This is a genomic window from Stenotrophomonas maltophilia group sp. Smal12, assembly GCF_037079935.1.
Taxonomy (GTDB): domain Bacteria; phylum Pseudomonadota; class Gammaproteobacteria; order Xanthomonadales; family Xanthomonadaceae; genus Stenotrophomonas; species Stenotrophomonas sepilia.
The window spans coordinates 54,852-71,606 of sequence record NZ_JBAWUK010000022.1 but is presented as its reverse complement, the minus strand read 5'-3'; the positions used below and the strand labels follow the sequence as shown (position 1 = coordinate 71,606).

The window sequence follows — 16,755 nt, the reverse complement described above, 5'->3', positions numbered from 1 at the left end:
GTCCATTTCTGGGGGGTAAATTGACGATGGGGGGTTGGCCGCGCCATCCTGCCCGGCGACACCCATGCCCAACCCACCCCCCCGGCCACGGAGATTTTCCGGGGCCGTCCCCCCGGTATTAAAGAAAAAACACCAAAAAACAAACCCCAGGTCAATTCGGGGTAATTATCGTTTTGCCGCAGAAAAAGGTATATCACCCCTCTTTCCACCTGGAACCCCAACGCTCTTTCCGTCCGACACCGAAATGCCGAGAGGGCTGGGCCGGGGTGGGTAGGCAGGACCGTTGGCGCCATGGATGGCGCCATCGAGCCCCCATGGACGGGTTTACGGCGTGTCCTGGCTGCCCACCCCGGCCCAGCCACCTACTGACAATCCAGCGCCGACCAACTGCTGTTGCTGTTGCTGTTGCTGTTGCTTCAAAACCAGCCTGCCGCAGGCAGCGCCGCAGCCGCCGCTGCACGGAAACCTGAATACGTTCGGACACCGCACCTCAATCCCCCGCCCTGACGGCCGATAACGGGGTTGTCACCGCTTGTCCCGCCGTGACCGGCACGGCGCCGCCCGCCCGCTTCGACCTGGTCCTGCTCGATGAATCTCCTGCATCGCTGGCAACACTACTTCAGCAATCTTTCCGTCCGGCGCAAGCTCAACCTGCTGACGCTGCTCATCGCGCTCGGCGTGATCGCGCTGTCGGTGATCGCCGCCCGCATGCAGTACCTTGACCTGACCGAGACCCGCAAGGCTGCGCTGAAGACCCAGGTCGAACTGAGCTACGGCATCCTCCAGCACTACCACCGCCTGGCCGGCACCGGCGAACTCAGCGAAGAGGCCGCCAAGCGCGCCGCGCTGCAGGCGCTGGAGGTCATGCGCGCCGGGAACGATACCTACTACTTCAACATTTACGACACCGGCTACCGCCTGCTGATGCACCCGTTCCGCAAGGACCTGGTCGGCAAGGACATGAAGGACTTCCACACCGACGACGGCGTACGGATCTACTACGACCAGGTCGAAGCGGCTCGCGCCGGCGGCGGCTTCGTCAACTACCGCTGGGCCAAGCCGGGCAGCAAGGGCGAGGTCGAGAAGGTCGCGTACGCCGGCCTGTTCGCGCCGTGGAACTGGGTGGTCAGCAGTGGCGTCTACATGGACGACGTGCAGAAGCAGGCGCTGGTGTTCACCGCCATCATGGCAGTCTCCGGCGGCGTCCTGGTGCTGATCGTACTGGCCCTGAGCTGGGTCATCGGCAACCGCATCGCGGTACCGCTGAAGCAGGCCACAGCCGTCGCCGAAGGCATCGCCGCCGGCAAGCTCGACAGCCACATCGGACCGCAGCCGCACGATGAAACCGGTCGCCTGCTGGACGCCATGGCCGGCATGCAGCAGCAGTTGCATGCGGTCATCACCGGCCAGCGCGAAATGGCCCGCCGCCACGACGGTGGCGAACTCAGCTACCGCATCGACGCCAGCGCCTTCCCCGGCGAATACGGGCTGATGGTGCAGGAAACCAACGCCCTGGTGGGTAGCCACGTGCAGACCCTGCACGATGTGCTGGACGTGGTGCAGCAGTACGCGGTCGGTGACCTGAGCCGCGACATCGCCCGCTACCCGGGCGAGAAGGCGGCGATGACCACCACCGTCGACACCGTCAAGGCCAACCTCGGCCGCATCAACGCCGAGATCAAGCAGTTGGCCAGCGCCGCCGCTGCCGGCGACTTCAGCCGCCGTGGCGATGCGCAGCGCTTCGACCACGATTTCCGCCTGATGCTGGAAAACCTCAACGCGATGATGGCGGTCAGCGATGACAACCTCGGCAAGCTGTCGCAGCTGCTGTCGGCCATCGCCGAGGGCGACCTGACCGCGCGCATGCACGGCGATTACCAGGGCGTGTTCGCCCGCATGCGCGACGATGCCAACGCCACGGTCGCGCAGCTGACCCAGATCGTCGGCCAGATCCAGGCCAGCGCCTCCAGCATCACCCTGGCCGCCGGCGAGATCGCCTCGGGCAACAGCGACCTGTCGCGCCGTACCGAGCAGCAGGCCGCCAACCTGGAGGAAACCGCCGCCTCGATGGAGGAACTGACCTCCACCGTGCGCCAGAACGCCGAGCACGCCCGCCAGGCCAACCAGCTCGCCATCGGCGCCCATGGCGTCGCCTCGCAGGGTGGCGAGGTCGTCGGCCAGGTGGTCACCACCATGTCCGCCATCGAAGCCTCGTCGAAGAAGATCGCCGAGATCATCAGCGTCATCGACGGCATTGCGTTCCAGACCAACATCCTGGCGCTGAATGCCGCCGTGGAAGCCGCGCGTGCCGGTGAACAGGGCCGCGGCTTCGCCGTGGTCGCCAGCGAAGTGCGCACCCTCGCCCAGCGCTCAGCCGCTGCCGCCAAGGAGATCAAGGGCCTGATCGACGACTCGGTCGGCAAGGTCAACGATGGCTCGGCGCTGGTGCACAAGGCCGGCGCCACCATGGGCGAGATCGTCGCCTCGGTGCAGCGCGTGACCGACATCATGGCCGAAATCTCCGCGGCCTCGCAGGAACAGAGCGCGGGCATCGAGCAGGTCAACCAGACCGTGGTGCAGATGGACGAAACCACCCAGCAGAACGCCGCACTGGTGGAGGAAGCCACCGCTGCCGCACGTGCGATGGAAGACCAGGCCGCACAGCTTGCAGATGCCGTGGCGATCTTCCGGCTCGACAACCAGGTCTCGGCCGCAGTGAAGGCTGTCGCCGAGCGCGTGGAACCGGCGCGCATCACCACCGTGGCACGTCCGCAGCCGACCAGCACCCCCGCGCCGGTACGTCGCAGCAGCAACGCCAGCACCTTCGCCGCCAGCGACAGCGACTGGCAGGAATTCTGAGACCCACCCGTGGCGGCTTCGGCCGCCGCCCCCGCCGATGGACACGTCCCCCGTGCAAAGTCCTACTCCCATCGTTACCGGCCCACGCGAATTCGAGTTCGCCGACCGTGATTTCCGCCGCGTCTGCGACCTGATCTACCAGCGCGTGGGCATTGCGCTTGCGCCGGCAAAGCGCGACATGGTCTACGGCCGTCTGTCGCGCCGCCTGCGCACGCTGGGCATGCGCAGCTTCCAGCAGTACCTGGACCATCTGGAACAGGAAGATGGTGACGAGTGGCAGGCGTTCACCAACGCCTTGACCACCAATCTGACCTCGTTCTTCCGCGAACCGCACCACTTCGACAAGCTGCGCGAAGAACTGCAGCAGCGCTCCAGCCGCACGCCGTTGCTGCTGTGGTCGTGCGCAGCGTCCACTGGCGAAGAGCCCTACTCGATGGCGATCACCGCGTGCGAGGCCTTTGGCACCCTGAAGCCGCCGGTGCGCATCATCGCCACCGACGTCGACACCCAGGTGCTGGCCACCGCCGGCCGCGGCGTCTACAACATCGATCGCGTCGCCAGCCTCGATCCGGACCTGCGCCGCCGCTACTTCCAGCGTGGCAGCGGCCCCAACGAGGGCCAGTGCCGCGTACTGCCTGCGCTGCGCGAGCTGATCGAATTCCGCCCGTTGAACCTGCTCGCCCCGCGCTACGACGTCGGTGGCCCGTTCGACGCACTGTTCTGCCGCAACGTGATGATCTACTTCGACAAGCCGACCCAGCGCGCGATCCTCGGCCGTCTGGTGCAGCACCTGGCCGATGACGGCCTGCTCTACACCGGCCATTCGGAGAACTATCTGCACGCCGCCGACCTGATCCAGCCCTGCGGCCGCACCCTGTACCGCCGTGCGGCGAAGGCCGGCGCATGAATGCTTCGCTGCGTACCGACGATGTGATGCGCTACCAGGATGCGCGCTTCCAGACCATCGCCGCCAAGCTGCTGCCCACCCAGTACCTGGTGGTCGATGACACCACCGCGCTGACCACCACGCTGGGCTCGTGCGTAGCCGCCTGCCTGCGCGACCCGGTGCTGAAGATCGGCGGCATGAACCACTTCCTGCTGCCCGAGGGCAACGCCGGTGACGGCGCGCCCGCGCGCTACGGCAGCTACGCGATGGAACTGCTGATCAACGACATGCTCAAGCGTGGTGCCCACCGCAAGCGCATCGAGGCCAAGGTGTTCGGTGGCGCCAACGTGCTGAAGGGCTTCACCAGCAACCCGGTTGGCACCCGCAACGCCGAGTTCGTCCGCCAGTACCTTCAGGCCGAGCACATTCCGATCATTGCCGAGGACCTGTGCGGCATCCATCCGCGCAAGATCTGGTTCTTCGCCGATACCGGCCGCGTGGTGGTGCAGCGCCTGCCGCATGCGCATGAGGCCGAGGTGGCCGCCACCGAATCGGCGGTGCGTGCGCGCCTGTCCAAGGCGCCGGTCACCGGTGGCGTGGAGCTGTTCGAATGACCTTCACCGGCAACGCCCCCTGCCGGGTCCTGATCGTCGACGACTCCGCCGTCGTGCGGCAGATGCTCACGGAAATCCTGTCCAGCGACCCGGCCATCGACGTGGTCGGCACCGCGGCTGACCCGCTGCTGGCGCGCGAGAAGATCAAGCGCCTGCTTCCGGACGTGATCACCCTGGACGTGGAAATGCCGCGCATGGACGGGCTGGCGTTCCTGGAAAACCTGATGCGCCTGCATCCGCTGCCGGTGGTGATGATTTCCTCGCTGACCGAGCGAGGCGCCGACACCACCCTGCAGGCACTGGCGCTGGGCGCCGTGGATTTCGTCTCCAAGCCCAAGCTGGACGTGGCCCGTGGCCTGCAGGGCTATGCCGAGGAGATCATCGCCAATGTCAAGATGGCGGCGCGCTCGCGCGTGCGCCCGCTGGTGCGTGCCAGCGCCCCCAAGCTCACGCTGGACGCAACGCCGGCGATGCGTGCTGCCTCGCCGCAGTTCCGCACCACCGACCGCCTGATCGCGATCGGCTCGTCGGCCGGTGGCACCGAAGCGCTGCGCGTGGTGCTGGAAGGCATGCCTGCCGATGCACCCGCCGTGGTGATGACCCAACACCTGCCGGCCAGCTTCAGCAGCGCCTTCGCCGAGCGACTGGACCGCCATTCGGCGATGGCCGTGCGCGAGGCCAGCGACGGCGAAGCAGTACTGCCCGGCCACGCCTACCTGCCGCCCGGCGGCAAGCACCTGCGCATCATCCGCGACGGTGCGCGCTGGCGCTGCCGCATCGACGACGGCCCGGCGGTGAACCGGCACAAGCCCGCGGTGGACGTGCTGTTCCGCTCGGTCGCGCAGAGCGCCGGTGGCAATGCCATCGGTGCCATCCTCACCGGCATGGGTGACGACGGCGCGCGCGGCCTGCTGGAGATGCGCCAGGCCGGCGCGCCCACACTGGTGCAGGACGAGGCCACCAGCGTGGTCTGGGGCATGCCCGGCGCCGCGTTCAAGCTGGGCGCTGCCGAGGAACAGGTGCCGCTGGAGCGGGTCGCCGAGCGGTTGCTCGCCCTCGCCCGCGGCTGACAGGCCCCTGTAGAGCCGAGCCCACGCTCGGCTCCGCTCCCTGCTGGACACCTCCAAGAGACGTCAGGCTCAATTGCCGATCCGCCGCCAGCACTTTCGACCATTGATGTTTCAACGGCGCTGATCGAGATCTGATCCTGCCGCAAGCCATGCGCGGCAAACGGGAGGCCCGCAGGACACCGACTGGAGCGCGGCTGGAGCGGGTCGTATAGTCAGGTATCGCACAGCAATGGAACGCCGATGAACGTTACCCCGCAAGGCCGCGCTGCTCGGGTACACAGGGTGGGAAGTCCGGGTAACGGACAATACCCACTGCGCAACCTGTCGCATTTGCCCGGATGTGGCGCCGTCGTTCGTGATGAGACCGCATGTTCCAAGGATCAAGGACAATCCTGCAGCGACGTGGACCGCTCATGCTGAAATCCGTCCCCAGCCTTGCTCATGTTGCGTTGATCGCCTTGATCACACTGGTTGTTGCAGGCTGCAACAAGGAACGCTCGTTCCCGGTCTATCGCGAGAATCCTGCGCCCAGGGATGCGCTGCCGATTGTGATTCGGGTCCACGATGCACCCGTGGATGTCCCCGTTCCTTCGGTCTTCGTCACGTATGAGATAGACCCACTCTGTCTGCCTCCGGTCAACAATTGGGAGGGGGTGCAATACGAGCCGAACCAGCACAAGGTTGAGGTTCAGGCACAGCGCCTCAGTGCAACTGAATTCAGCAGTGCTGTTTTCAACGACGGTATGGAAGTTGCCGACTATTACGGTCGTGGCCCGTGCACTTGGACACCCGTGCTTGTGGAAGCTTCATTCCCCTTCATCATCGATGATCGCCCAATCCGAGCGTCCGTCGCAGCACTATTCACGGAAATTGAGGGCGGGAGAACCTTCACTGCTTACGTAAAGCGCGCATTGCCGCCCTTGACCACAGGACAGTCGACAGAGCGGACGCCAACCGAGCCTTCAAGTTGGTACGAAAAGATGCCCCCAGAGAAGCGCGAGGAATACTTTCCAATCGAAGTCTCCACACGGATTGAAGGAGCATCGCAATGAATCCTAAAGAAAGCGCGGCGCTTTCGGACGATGTCTGTAAGGACCCGCTTCCGCCCGTCAGTTCCGACATCACCGTCGGCGGAACAAAGTATGAGGTCCTCGCTTGTCGTGACTCTGGGAGCGGATATCAGGGTATTGTCTACCTCAACATCAATACAAAGGAAGTCATCGTCGCCCATCGCGGTACCGAGTTTGATCGTCAGCCCATGCTTGATGGCGGCATCGACGCCGCGATGGTCACCGCCAGATTCAACGCGCAACTGACTGACGCGCTGGCGCTGACAAAGCAAGCCCTCAGGCTGGCCGAAGAAAGGGGAGCCGGGCCAGTACACGTCACCGGCCACTCCTTGGGCGGCGCGCTCGCGCAGATCACTGCACACCACTACAACCTCCCCGGCGACGCGTTCAATCCCTACGGTGCCGCCGGGCTGGCATATCGCCTTCCTGAAGGCCAGCCAGCCAACGCGGCACCCTTCACCAACCATGTGATGGCAGGCGACCTGGTCAGTGCCGGCGGTCCCCATTACGGCAAGGTCGAGATGTATGCGCTGCCCAGGGAACTGGAGATCCTGCGCAACGCCGAGCACGGCCAGCGCATCGCCTCGATCGGAACACCCGGGATGAAGAGCGGCCATGTCATGTCCGCCGCGGTGGCGGTCCAGTTGGGCGATTCCCATCGATTGGTTCATTTCCTTGATCGCATGACCGACAAGGGTCCGGTGCAATCTGTACTGGACAACCCACAGGCGCGGGTCAGGGATCCTGAGGACCTGCGCCGGATTGCCGACTACCGCAGTGATGTTCATCAACTGCGTGCGGGTGCGACCGTGCTTGTCGGCGGCGGGCCCGGTCTGCTGCGCGACGGTATCAATTTCCTGCGCGGTGTCGAGGAAGCCGGTGCATACGCCCGCCGCGAGGCTGAAGCGGAGCAGCGGGCCCAGAATGCGCTCAAGCCGGGGGAGCAACTGATCCCGGATGCAACCGGCAAGGGCTCGCCCTCTCTCAGCAATCCCGCTTTCTCTCCCAAGAACCCTTTACAGGAGAGCATTGAATCAACCTTGGACAAGGCAGGCCTGGATCCCAGGAAGGAAGGCCATCCAGACCATGCGCTCTACCGGCAGATTCGCGATGGTGTATCCACCGTGGATGCCAGGCACGGGCGCAGCTTCGATGAAACCAGTGAGCGCGTGACGGCCGGCCTGCTTGCGGCGGCCAAGGGCAGCGGCCTGGAACACGTCGATCATGTTGTACTGGGCAATTCACCCAGCGATGGCTCAGTCTCTCGCATGTTCGTTGTGCAGGGAGCGCTCGACAATCCAGCACACCTGCGGGCGTCGGTTCCAATCAGTGAGGCCGTCAATACGCCCGTAGAACAGTCGCTCGCCAAGGCCGAGCAGATTTCGCAGGCACAGCAGGTCGCCCAGCAGGACCTCGCCCACGAGCAGGTCCTCACCGCGAGGCGGATGGGCTAGGCCACCTGGCCGGGCACAATGAAAAACCCGGCTCTCACCGGGGATTTTTCATTTCAACGGGATGCCGGCCAGCGGCCGGCACTACCATGCGTCGTCCGCTCACAAAAAACCCCCGGCGCGAGCCGGGGGTTTTCCGTTACCGCATCAGGCAGCGACCGTGCTGGCCACGTCCTGGTATTCCTCGATCTGGTCGAAGTTCATGTAGCGGTAGATCTCCGCACCATTGGCGTTGATCACGCCGATGTCCGCCATGTACTCCTCCTTGGTCGGGATGCGGCCCAGACGCGAGCAGATCGCCGCCAGTTCCGCCGAACCCAGGTACACGTTGGTGTTGCGGCCCAGACGGTTCGGGAAGTTGCGGGTCGAGGTCGACATCGCGGTGGAACCTTCGCGGATCTGCGCCTGGTTGCCCATGCACAGCGAGCAGCCCGGCATTTCCATACGAGCGCCGGTAGCACCGAAGGTGCCGTACACGCCTTCCTTGGTCAGTTCCGAGGCGTCCATCTTGGTCGGCGGGGCCACCCACAGGCGGGTCGGCAGGTCACGCTTGCCTTCCAGCAGCTTGGCAGCGGCGCGGAAGTGGCCGATGTTGGTCATGCACGAACCGATGAACACCTCGTCGATCTTGGCACCGGCCACTTCGGACAGGGTCTTCACGTCGTCCGGGTCGTTCGGGCAGGCCACGATCGGCTCGTGGATGTCGGCCAGGTCGATCTCGATGACGGCGGCGTACTCGGCGTCCGCATCCGGCTCCAGCAGCTGCGGGTTGGCCAGCCACGCTTCCATCTTCTCGATACGGCGCTGCAGCGAGCGCGGATCCTGGTAACCCTCGGCAATCATCCACTTCAGCAGGGTGATGTTGCTGGTCAGGTACTCGATGATCGGCTCCTTGTTCAGGCGCACCGAGCAACCGGCCGCCGAACGCTCGGCCGAGGCGTCGGACAGTTCGAACGCCTGTTCGACCTTCAGATCCGGCAGGCCTTCGATTTCCAGGATACGGCCGGAGAAGATGTTCTTCTTGCCCGCCTTGGCCACGGTCAGCAGGCCCGACTTGATCGCGTACAGCGGGATCGCGTTGACCAGGTCACGCAGGGTCACGCCCGGCTGCATCTTGCCCTTGAAGCGCACCAGCACCGACTCCGGCATGTCCAGCGGCATCACGCCGGTGGCGGCAGCGAAGGCGACTAGGCCCGAGCCGGCCGGGAACGAAATACCCACCGGGAAACGGGTGTGCGAATCACCACCGGTACCGACGGTGTCCGGCAGCAGCATGCGGTTGAGCCAGCTGTGGATCACGCCGTCGCCCGGGCGCAGCGAAACGCCGCCACGGGTGGAGATGAACTCCGGCAGGGTGTGGTGGGTCTTGACGTCCACCGGCTTCGGGTAAGCGGCAGTGTGGCAGAACGACTGCATCACCAGGTCGGCCGAGAAGCCCAGGCAGGCCAGGTCCTTCAGCTCGTCACGGGTCATCGGGCCGGTAGTGTCCTGCGAGCCGACCGAGGTCATCTTCGGTTCGCAGTAGGTGCCCGGGCGCATGCCCTGGCCTTCCGGCAGGCCACAGGCGCGGCCGACCATCTTCTGCGCCAGCGAGAAGCCCTTGCCGGTATCGGCCGGCTGCACCGGCAGGCGGAACAGGTCGGTCGGGGCCAGGCCCAGCGCTTCGCGCGCCTTGCCGGTCAGGCCACGACCGATGATCAGCGGGATGCGGCCACCGGCACGCACCTCGTCGAACAGCACGTCGGACTTGACCTGGAACTCGGCGATCACTTCGCCGTTCTTCAGCGCCTTGCCTTCGTACGGACGCAGCTCGATGACATCGCCGTGCTCCATCTTCGACACGTCCAGCTCGATCGGCAGCGCACCGGCATCTTCCATGGTGTTGTAGAAGATCGGGGCGATCTTGCCGCCCAGGCACACGCCACCGGCGCGCTTGTTCGGGATGTACGGAATGTCATCGCCGGTCCACCACAGCACGCTGTTGGTGGCCGACTTGCGCGAGGAGCCGGTGCCGACCACGTCGCCGACGTAGGCGACCAGGTGGCCCTTGTCCTTCAGCGACAGGATCTGCTGGATCGGGCCGCGCTTGCCGTCTTCTTCCGGGGTGAACGGCGCGTCGTCGCGCTTGTTCTTCAGCATCGCCAGGGCGTGCATCGGAATGTCCGGGCGGGTGGTCGCGTCCGGTGCTGGCGACAGGTCATCGGTGTTGGTTTCGCCCGGCACCTTGAACACGGTGACGGCCAGGCTCTGCGGCACTTCCGGGTTGCTGGTGAACCACTCAGCCTCGGCCCAGCTCTGCAGCACGGCCTGGGCGTTGGCGTTGCCGGCCTTCGCCTTCTCCTGCACGTCATGGAACGCATCGAACACCAGCAGGGTCTTCTTCAGGCCGTTGGCAGCGATGGTGCCGACGCTGGCGTCGTCCAGCAGCTGCACCAGCGGTGCAACGTTGTAGCCGCCAAGCATGGTGCCCAGCAGTTCGGTGGCGCGCTCGCGGCTGATCAGCGGGTTCTGCTCGCTGCCCAGGGCGATCGCCGCCAGGTACGACGCCTTGACCTTGGCTGCGTCATCGACGCCGGCCGGCACGCGGTGGGTCAGCAGGTCGAGCAGGAACTCGGCCTCGCCCTGCGGCGGGTTCTTCAGCAGTTCGATGACATCGGCCGTCTGCTGCGCGCTCAGCGGCAGCGGCGGGATGCCAAGCGCAGCGCGCTCGGCGACGTGGTGGCGGTAGGCTTCCAACATGACAACTCCCGGGTAATGCGTAGGTTGAAAAATCAAAAGTGGGCTCAGGCGTGCGGCACGATCAGCTTCAGGCCCTTGAAGTAGTCGCGGTAAAACGTATCGTTCCAGGTGATCAGGCCATCGCACTGCAGCAGTGCATGGGCGCCGACCATGAATTCGTCCAGGCTGCGGCGGCTGCCACCGCGCTGGCGATGACGGCGGTGCATCTCGCCGGCGCGCAGCGCCGACTTGGCCTCCATCGGGTTGAAGTGCACGCCCATCTCTTCCAGTGCTTCGAGCACTTCGGCACCACCGCGCAGCGATGCGCACACTTCGGCCAGAGTCGCGCCACAGACCACCACGCGGCCACCGACCAGGCTCTGCCGGAGGATGGCCTCCACGGCATCGGCCTGCGGGCCGTTGCTGAGCAGTTCGACCAGTACCGGTGAATCGACGGCGATCATCACGGCTTATTCCTCGTCGCGCACCGCGCGTACTGCCGCATCGGACGACTCGAAGCCGTCCAGCGCGAACTTGCCGCGCGCCCGTGAAATGGCATCGTCAACACTCTTGCGCAGGATGATGCGGCTGCCGTCCAGCTCGACCTTCAGCAGCGTGCCCTTGGTCAGGCCGAGGGCATCGCGCACCGCCTTGGGCAGGGTGATCTGTCCGCGTTCTGCAACGGTGGCTTCCATGGGTAGGCCTCAAAAAGTATGTATGAATTATACATACCTGACGCAAGCACCTCAAATCGGGCGAACTGTGACCTTGAACCAGAATCAGTCGCATTCGACCGCTAGACTGGCCGGGCAGCCCTCGCTGTACCGGGCCGGGACACTCCGGCACCGCACGCCCCCTCCGTCATAAAAGGACGTTCAATGCGCGCATTCATCCTGACCCTGGCTCTGACCACCCCGCTGGCCCTGGCCGCAGGCCCGGCCCACGCCAATCCGTTCGCGGCCCACACCACCGGCACTGAGATCACCCAGAAGCAACTGGACGAGCTGGAGGTGGGCAAGGCGACCCAGGACCAGGTCCGCGAGAAGTTTGGAGCGCCGACGCGTCGTGAGCAGCTTGGCGACACCCAGGTCTGGTACTACGACTACGCCAAGATCAAGCACTTCGGAAAGAACGTGCAGGAATCGACCGTCTTTGAGTTCGGCAAGGACAACGTACTCAAGGTGAAATCCAAGGGCGCGGCTCCCGCCAAGACCGGCAATCCGTTCCTGGGTGGCTGATCGCCACTGACTGGCGCGCTGCCCGTCGGCGGCGCGCCCCGTGCCCGGTCAAGAACGCCTCGACCGCCACGATGACCATCGCTCAGCACGGCTCCGCCCCCAGCGCCTGCAGCCCCCCCATGCTGCCGTCCACCTGTCCCCCGGCGCCACACCGCACTGCCTCGAGCCTGTCAGCCCGCACTAAGTCCGGCGGCGCCATGACACGAAAACTACATACGAATTTATAACCTTGCGTTCTGAGCCCGCAGTTCTGCGGCCCCGACGGCATCGGCGATACTGGCCTTCTGCCCGGCGGCACGGACTGCCGGCCACCGCAAGCAGGCCTGCCCATGCGCGGGCCACTGCAAGCCATCCGCAAGAAGGAGTTAACCCGCATGAGCGATTCGTTCTCCACCCGCAGCCAGCTGAATGTCGGTGGCAAGACCTACGACTACTTCAGCCTGCCCACGCTGGGCCAGCGCTTCGATATCTCCCACCTGCCCTACTCGATGAAGATCCTGCTGGAGAACCTGCTCCGGCACGAGGACGGCGGCATCACTGTCGGCAAGGACCACATCGAAGCCGTGGCCCGCTGGAACCCGGCGGCCGAGCCGGACACCGAGATCGCCTTCATGCCGGCGCGCGTGGTCCTGCAGGATTTCACTGGCGTGCCTTGCGTGGTCGACCTGGCCGCGATGCGCGATGCGGTGGTCAAGCTCGGCGGCAAGCCGGAGCAGATCAACCCGCAGATTCCCTCCGAACTGGTCATCGACCACTCGGTGCAGGTCGATGTGTTCGGAAAGCCCGACGCGCTGGACCTCAACGGCAAGATCGAGTTCCAGCGCAACCAGGAACGCTACGGCTTCCTGCGCTGGGGACAGAAGGCCTTCGACAACTTCAAGGTGGTGCCGCCCAACACCGGCATCGTCCACCAGGTGAACCTGGAGAACCTGGCCCGCGTGGTGATGACCGCGCAGAAGGATGGCAAGGACATTGCCTACCCCGACACCGTGTTCGGTACCGACAGCCATACCACCATGATCAACGGCATCGGCGTGCTCGGCTGGGGCGTGGGTGGCATCGAAGCCGAGGCCGCCATGCTCGGCCAGCCATCGTCGATGCTGATTCCGCAGGTCGTCGGCTTCAAGCTGACCGGCAAGCTGCCCGAAGGCGCCACCGCCACCGACCTGGTGCTGACCGTCACCCAGATGCTGCGCAAGCTGGGCGTGGTCGGCAAGTTCGTCGAGTTCTACGGTGACGGCCTGCAGCACCTGCCACTGGCCGACCGCGCCACCATCGGCAACATGGCCCCGGAATACGGCGCCACCTGCGGCATCTTCCCGATCGACGCCGAATCGCTGAACTACCTGCGCCTGTCCGGTCGCAGCGAAGAGCAGATCAACCTGGTCGAGGCCTATGCCAAGGCGCAGGGCCTGTGGCACGAACCGGGCAGCCCGCACGCCCAGTACAGCAGCACGCTGGAACTGGACATGGGCACGGTGAAGCCGTCGCTGGCCGGCCCGAAGCGCCCGCAGGACCGCGTCCTGCTGGAAGACGTGCAGAAGAACTACCGCGAAGCGCTGGTCGGCATGACCGCCAACCGTGACAAGCGCAGCGAGGACGTTGCCACCTTCGTCAACGAAGGCGGCGGCGCCGCCGTCGGCAACGAGCAGCTGGCCAAAGGCTTCGCCGACATCGAGATCGAAGGCCGCAAGGTGCGGCTGAAGGATGGCGCGGTGGTGATCGCGGCCATCACCTCGTGCACCAACACCTCCAACCCGGCGGTGATGATCGGTGCCGGCCTGCTGGCCCGCAATGCGGCCGCCAAGGGCCTGAACCGCCAGCCGTGGGTCAAGACCTCGCTCGGCCCGGGCTCGCGCGTGGTCACCGACTACCTGGAAAAGGCCGGTGTGCTGAAGGAGCTGGAGAAGATTGGCTTCTACGTGGTCGGCTACGGCTGCACCACCTGCATCGGCAACTCCGGCCCGCTGCCGACCGAAGTCAGCGCCGGCATCGCCGCCGGCGACCTGGTGGTGACCTCGGTGCTGTCAGGCAACCGCAACTTCGAGGGCCGCGTGCACCCCGAAGTGAAGATGAACTACCTGGCCAGCCCGCCGCTGGTGGTGGCCTATGCCATCGCCGGCACCACCGACATCGACCTGACCACCCAGCCGCTCGGCACCGGCAGCGACGGCCAGCCCGTGTTCCTGCGCGACATCTGGCCGAGCAACAAGGAAATCGGCGACGTCATCGCCGCCACCATTGGCCCGGAGATGTTCAAGCAGAACTACGCCGATGTGTTCAAGGGCGATACCCGCTGGAACACCATCGCCTCGCCGGACGGCAACCTGTACGCGTGGAGCGACGCCTCCACCTACATCAAGAACCCGCCCTACTTCGATGGCATGACCATGCAGACCGGCAGCATCGACGACGTGCACGGCGCACGCGTGATGGGCCTGTTCGGCGACTCGATCACCACCGACCACATTTCCCCGGCCGGCAACATCAAGAAGGACTCGCCGGCAGGCCGCTTCCTGCAGGAGCGCGGCGTGCAGCCGGCCGACTTCAACAGCTACGGCAGCCGTCGCGGCAACGATGACGTGATGGTCCGCGGCACCTTCGCCAACATCCGCATCAAGAACCTGATGTTCGGTGGCGAGGAAGGCGGCAACACCCTGTACTACCCGGCCGGTGGTGGCCAGCCGGAGAAGCTGGCGATCTACGATGCGGCCATGAAGTACAAGGCCGACAAGGTGCCGCTGGTGGTGCTGGCCGGCAAGGAATACGGCACCGGCTCGTCGCGTGACTGGGCGGCCAAGGGCACCCTGCTGCTGGGGGTGAAGGCGGTCATCGCCGAGAGCTTCGAGCGCATCCACCGCTCCAACCTGGTCGGCATGGGCGTGCTGCCGCTGCAGTTCCGCAACGGCGAGAACGCACAGACGCTGGGCCTGGACGGCTCGGAAGTGATCGACATCACCGGCCTGCAGGACGGTGCCAGCAAGCGCGCCACGGTCACCGCGACCAAGGCCGATGGCACGAAGAAGACCTTTGAGGTCTCGGTGATGCTGCTGACCCCGAAGGAAGTCGAGTACTTCCGCCATGGTGGCTTGCTGCAGTACGTGCTGCGCCAGCTGGCAGCCAAGTAACGGCGCGGCTGCGCCCGATTGAGGAAAGGGCCGGATCCTTGCGGATCCGGCCCTTTGCGTTTGCGATGCCCTTGTAGAGCCGAGCCTGCGCTCGGCTGCTTCTGCGCCAACAGCAGCCGAGCATGGGCTCGGCTCTACAGAAGCGATCACCGGCGCGGCGGATCCGGGTCGGTGCGCAGGGCCTTCAACAGGCCCCACATGTAGAACGCCAGGGTGAACGAGAACGGCAGGCCGCACAGCACCACCGCGGTCTGCATCGCGCTGAAATTGCCAGCCAGCAGTAGGCCGACGCTGGCCACAGTGATGCCGGCGGCCCAGAACACGCGCAGCCAGATCGGCGCGTCATGGCCATCTTCCACGCCATCGTCAACGCGACGCGTGCACAGGTTGGCGATCATCAGCGTGCCCGAGTCGACCGGGGTCAGGAACAGCACGAAGCCGATCACCACCGCAGCACCGGCCACGTACGGCGCCGCAGGCAGGTATTCCAGCAGCTTGAACAAGGTCATCGCTGCATCGTGCTGGGCCACGTCACCCAGGATCGCCTGGCCATGGTTGAGCACCAGGTCGATGGCGGTGTTGCCGAAGATCGACAGCCAGGCCAGGGTGAAGCCGAGCGGGATCAGCAGCACGCCCAAGATCACTTCGCGGATGGTGCGGCCGCGCGAGATGCGCGCCACGAAAAGGCCGACGAACGGCGCCCAGGCGATCCACCACGCCCAGTAGAACAGCGTCCACGACCCCATCCACTCGCGGCCCTTGGGGTCGTTGAGGTACATGTCGAAGCTCTTGCGCACGAACGCGCCGAGGTAGTCGCCGGTGTTCTGGATCAGGCCGTCGAACAGGTGCAGGGTCGGGCCGGTGACCAGCACGAACAGCAGCAGGCCGCACAGCAGGCGCACGTTGAGGTTGGACAGCCAGGCAATGCCTTTTTCCACGCCGGCGACCACGCCGATGGTGGCCACCACCATCATCACCAGCACGATCGCCACCAGCACCTGCGGCGTATCCGGGATGTGGAACAGGTAGACCAGGCCGGACTGCACCACCAGCGCGCCGATGCCGAGGTTGGTCACCATCGAGATCAGCGTGGCCAGGATGCCGAAGCCATCGACCATGTCGCCGATGCGGCCATGAATGCGCTCACCGAAGACCGGGTACAACGCAGAGCGCAGCGCCAGCGGCAGGTCCCGGCGATAGGCGAAATAGCCCAGTGCCACGCCGACCAGCGCATACAGCGCCCAGCCATGCAGGCCCCAGTGCAGGAAGGTCAGCACCATCGCCTCGCGGCCGGCGGCCACGGTGCCGCCGGGCTGCCCGGGCGGATTGAGGAAATGATCCAGCGGCTCGTAGGCGCCGTAGTACAGCAGCGCGATGCCGATGCCGGCCGAGAACAGCATCGAGACCCAGGCCACGTAGCCGAAGGCCGGTGATTCCTCGTTGTGGCCCAGGCGGATGCGGCCGTACGGCGAGAACGCCAGCCACAGCACGGAGCCCAGGCACAGCACGATCAGCAGCATGTACCACCAGCCGAACGCGGCCGAGACCTCGGCCTGCGCCCATTGCAGCCAGTGCTCGCTGCCTTCGGGATAGAGAACGGTGAGCAGCCCGAGGATGCCGATCGACACCGAGGAGCTGAGGAAGACAAAACGGTTCAAGCGCAGGGGCGAACGCTTGGGATGAGCCAGGGAAGACATGGGGTCGTCTCATCAAGTCCGAGG

At 65.5% G+C, this 16,755-nt stretch carries 12 protein-coding genes; 8 read left to right on the top strand and 4 right to left on the bottom strand.

The features are described 5' to 3' along the window. The first annotated feature begins 588 nt into the window (after positions 1-588). The 6 genes from WDC87_RS11585 (at position 589) to WDC87_RS11560 (ending at position 7,953) form a co-directional block, all read left to right on the top strand. Complete coding sequence (locus WDC87_RS11585; protein ID WP_111007660.1) at positions 589-2,859, top strand: methyl-accepting chemotaxis protein; 2,271 nt, start codon at positions 589-591, stop codon at positions 2,857-2,859. Positions 2,860-2,896: 37 nt separating this feature from the next. Then, positions 2,897-3,766 (top strand): CheR family methyltransferase, encoded by an 870-nt coding sequence (locus WDC87_RS11580; protein WP_049416359.1) that lies wholly within the window; start codon positions 2,897-2,899, stop codon positions 3,764-3,766. Beyond that, a complete protein-coding gene (gene cheD, locus WDC87_RS11575; RefSeq protein ID WP_014037083.1) occupies positions 3,763-4,359 on the top strand; it encodes a chemoreceptor glutamine deamidase CheD in 597 nt (198 codons plus the stop codon). The genes WDC87_RS11580 and cheD overlap by 4 nt, the downstream gene beginning before the upstream one ends. Continuing rightward, positions 4,356-5,429 carry a chemotaxis response regulator protein-glutamate methylesterase gene (locus WDC87_RS11570; RefSeq protein ID WP_252745188.1) on the top strand — a complete coding sequence of 358 codons (1,074 nt, stop codon included), beginning with the start codon at positions 4,356-4,358 and terminating at the stop codon, positions 5,427-5,429. The genes cheD and WDC87_RS11570 overlap by 4 nt, the downstream gene beginning before the upstream one ends. Positions 5,430-5,842: 413 nt before the next feature. After that, positions 5,843-6,481, top strand: coding sequence for a hypothetical protein (locus tag WDC87_RS11565; RefSeq protein ID WP_088497667.1), 639 nt, complete (start codon positions 5,843-5,845; stop codon positions 6,479-6,481). Then, complete coding sequence (locus tag WDC87_RS11560; RefSeq protein ID WP_252745189.1) at positions 6,478-7,953, top strand: XVIPCD domain-containing protein; 1,476 nt, start codon at positions 6,478-6,480, stop codon at positions 7,951-7,953. Before WDC87_RS11565 ends, WDC87_RS11560 begins: the two co-directional genes overlap by 4 nt. Before the next feature lie 144 nt (positions 7,954-8,097). On the opposite strand, the gene acnB is transcribed toward WDC87_RS11560, so the two are convergent. From acnB to WDC87_RS11545, 3 genes are read right to left on the bottom strand one after another with little or no spacing between them, the layout of a single operon-like run. Then, positions 8,098-10,689 carry a bifunctional aconitate hydratase 2/2-methylisocitrate dehydratase gene (gene acnB, locus WDC87_RS11555; protein ID WP_252745190.1) on the bottom strand — a complete coding sequence of 864 codons (2,592 nt, stop codon included), beginning with the start codon at positions 10,687-10,689 and terminating at the stop codon, positions 8,098-8,100. A gap of 44 nt (positions 10,690-10,733) precedes the next feature. Next, positions 10,734-11,132, bottom strand: coding sequence for a type II toxin-antitoxin system VapC family toxin (locus tag WDC87_RS11550; protein WP_005416402.1), 399 nt, complete (start codon positions 11,130-11,132; stop codon positions 10,734-10,736). A gap of 6 nt (positions 11,133-11,138) precedes the next feature. After that, positions 11,139-11,363: an AbrB/MazE/SpoVT family DNA-binding domain-containing protein gene (locus WDC87_RS11545; protein ID WP_005409505.1), complete on the bottom strand. Its 225-nt coding sequence runs from the start codon at positions 11,361-11,363 to the stop codon at positions 11,139-11,141. A 183-nt stretch (positions 11,364-11,546) separates the two neighbouring features. On the opposite strand from WDC87_RS11545, the gene bamE reads away from it, so the two are divergent. Further along, on the top strand, positions 11,547-11,906 hold the full coding sequence (gene bamE / locus WDC87_RS11540; RefSeq protein WP_252745191.1) for an outer membrane protein assembly factor BamE: 360 nt from the start codon (positions 11,547-11,549) through the stop codon (positions 11,904-11,906). A gap of 374 nt (positions 11,907-12,280) precedes the next feature. Further along, on the top strand, positions 12,281-15,034 hold the full coding sequence (acnA, locus tag WDC87_RS11535) for an aconitate hydratase AcnA (RefSeq protein ID WP_072168982.1): 2,754 nt from the start codon (positions 12,281-12,283) through the stop codon (positions 15,032-15,034). Positions 15,035-15,180: 146 nt separating this feature from the next. Here the strand turns inward: acnA and WDC87_RS11530 are convergent, their stop codons facing one another. After that, positions 15,181-16,731, bottom strand: coding sequence for a BCCT family transporter (locus WDC87_RS11530; protein ID WP_252744344.1), 1,551 nt, complete (start codon positions 16,729-16,731; stop codon positions 15,181-15,183). Positions 16,732-16,755 lie beyond the last annotated feature (24 nt).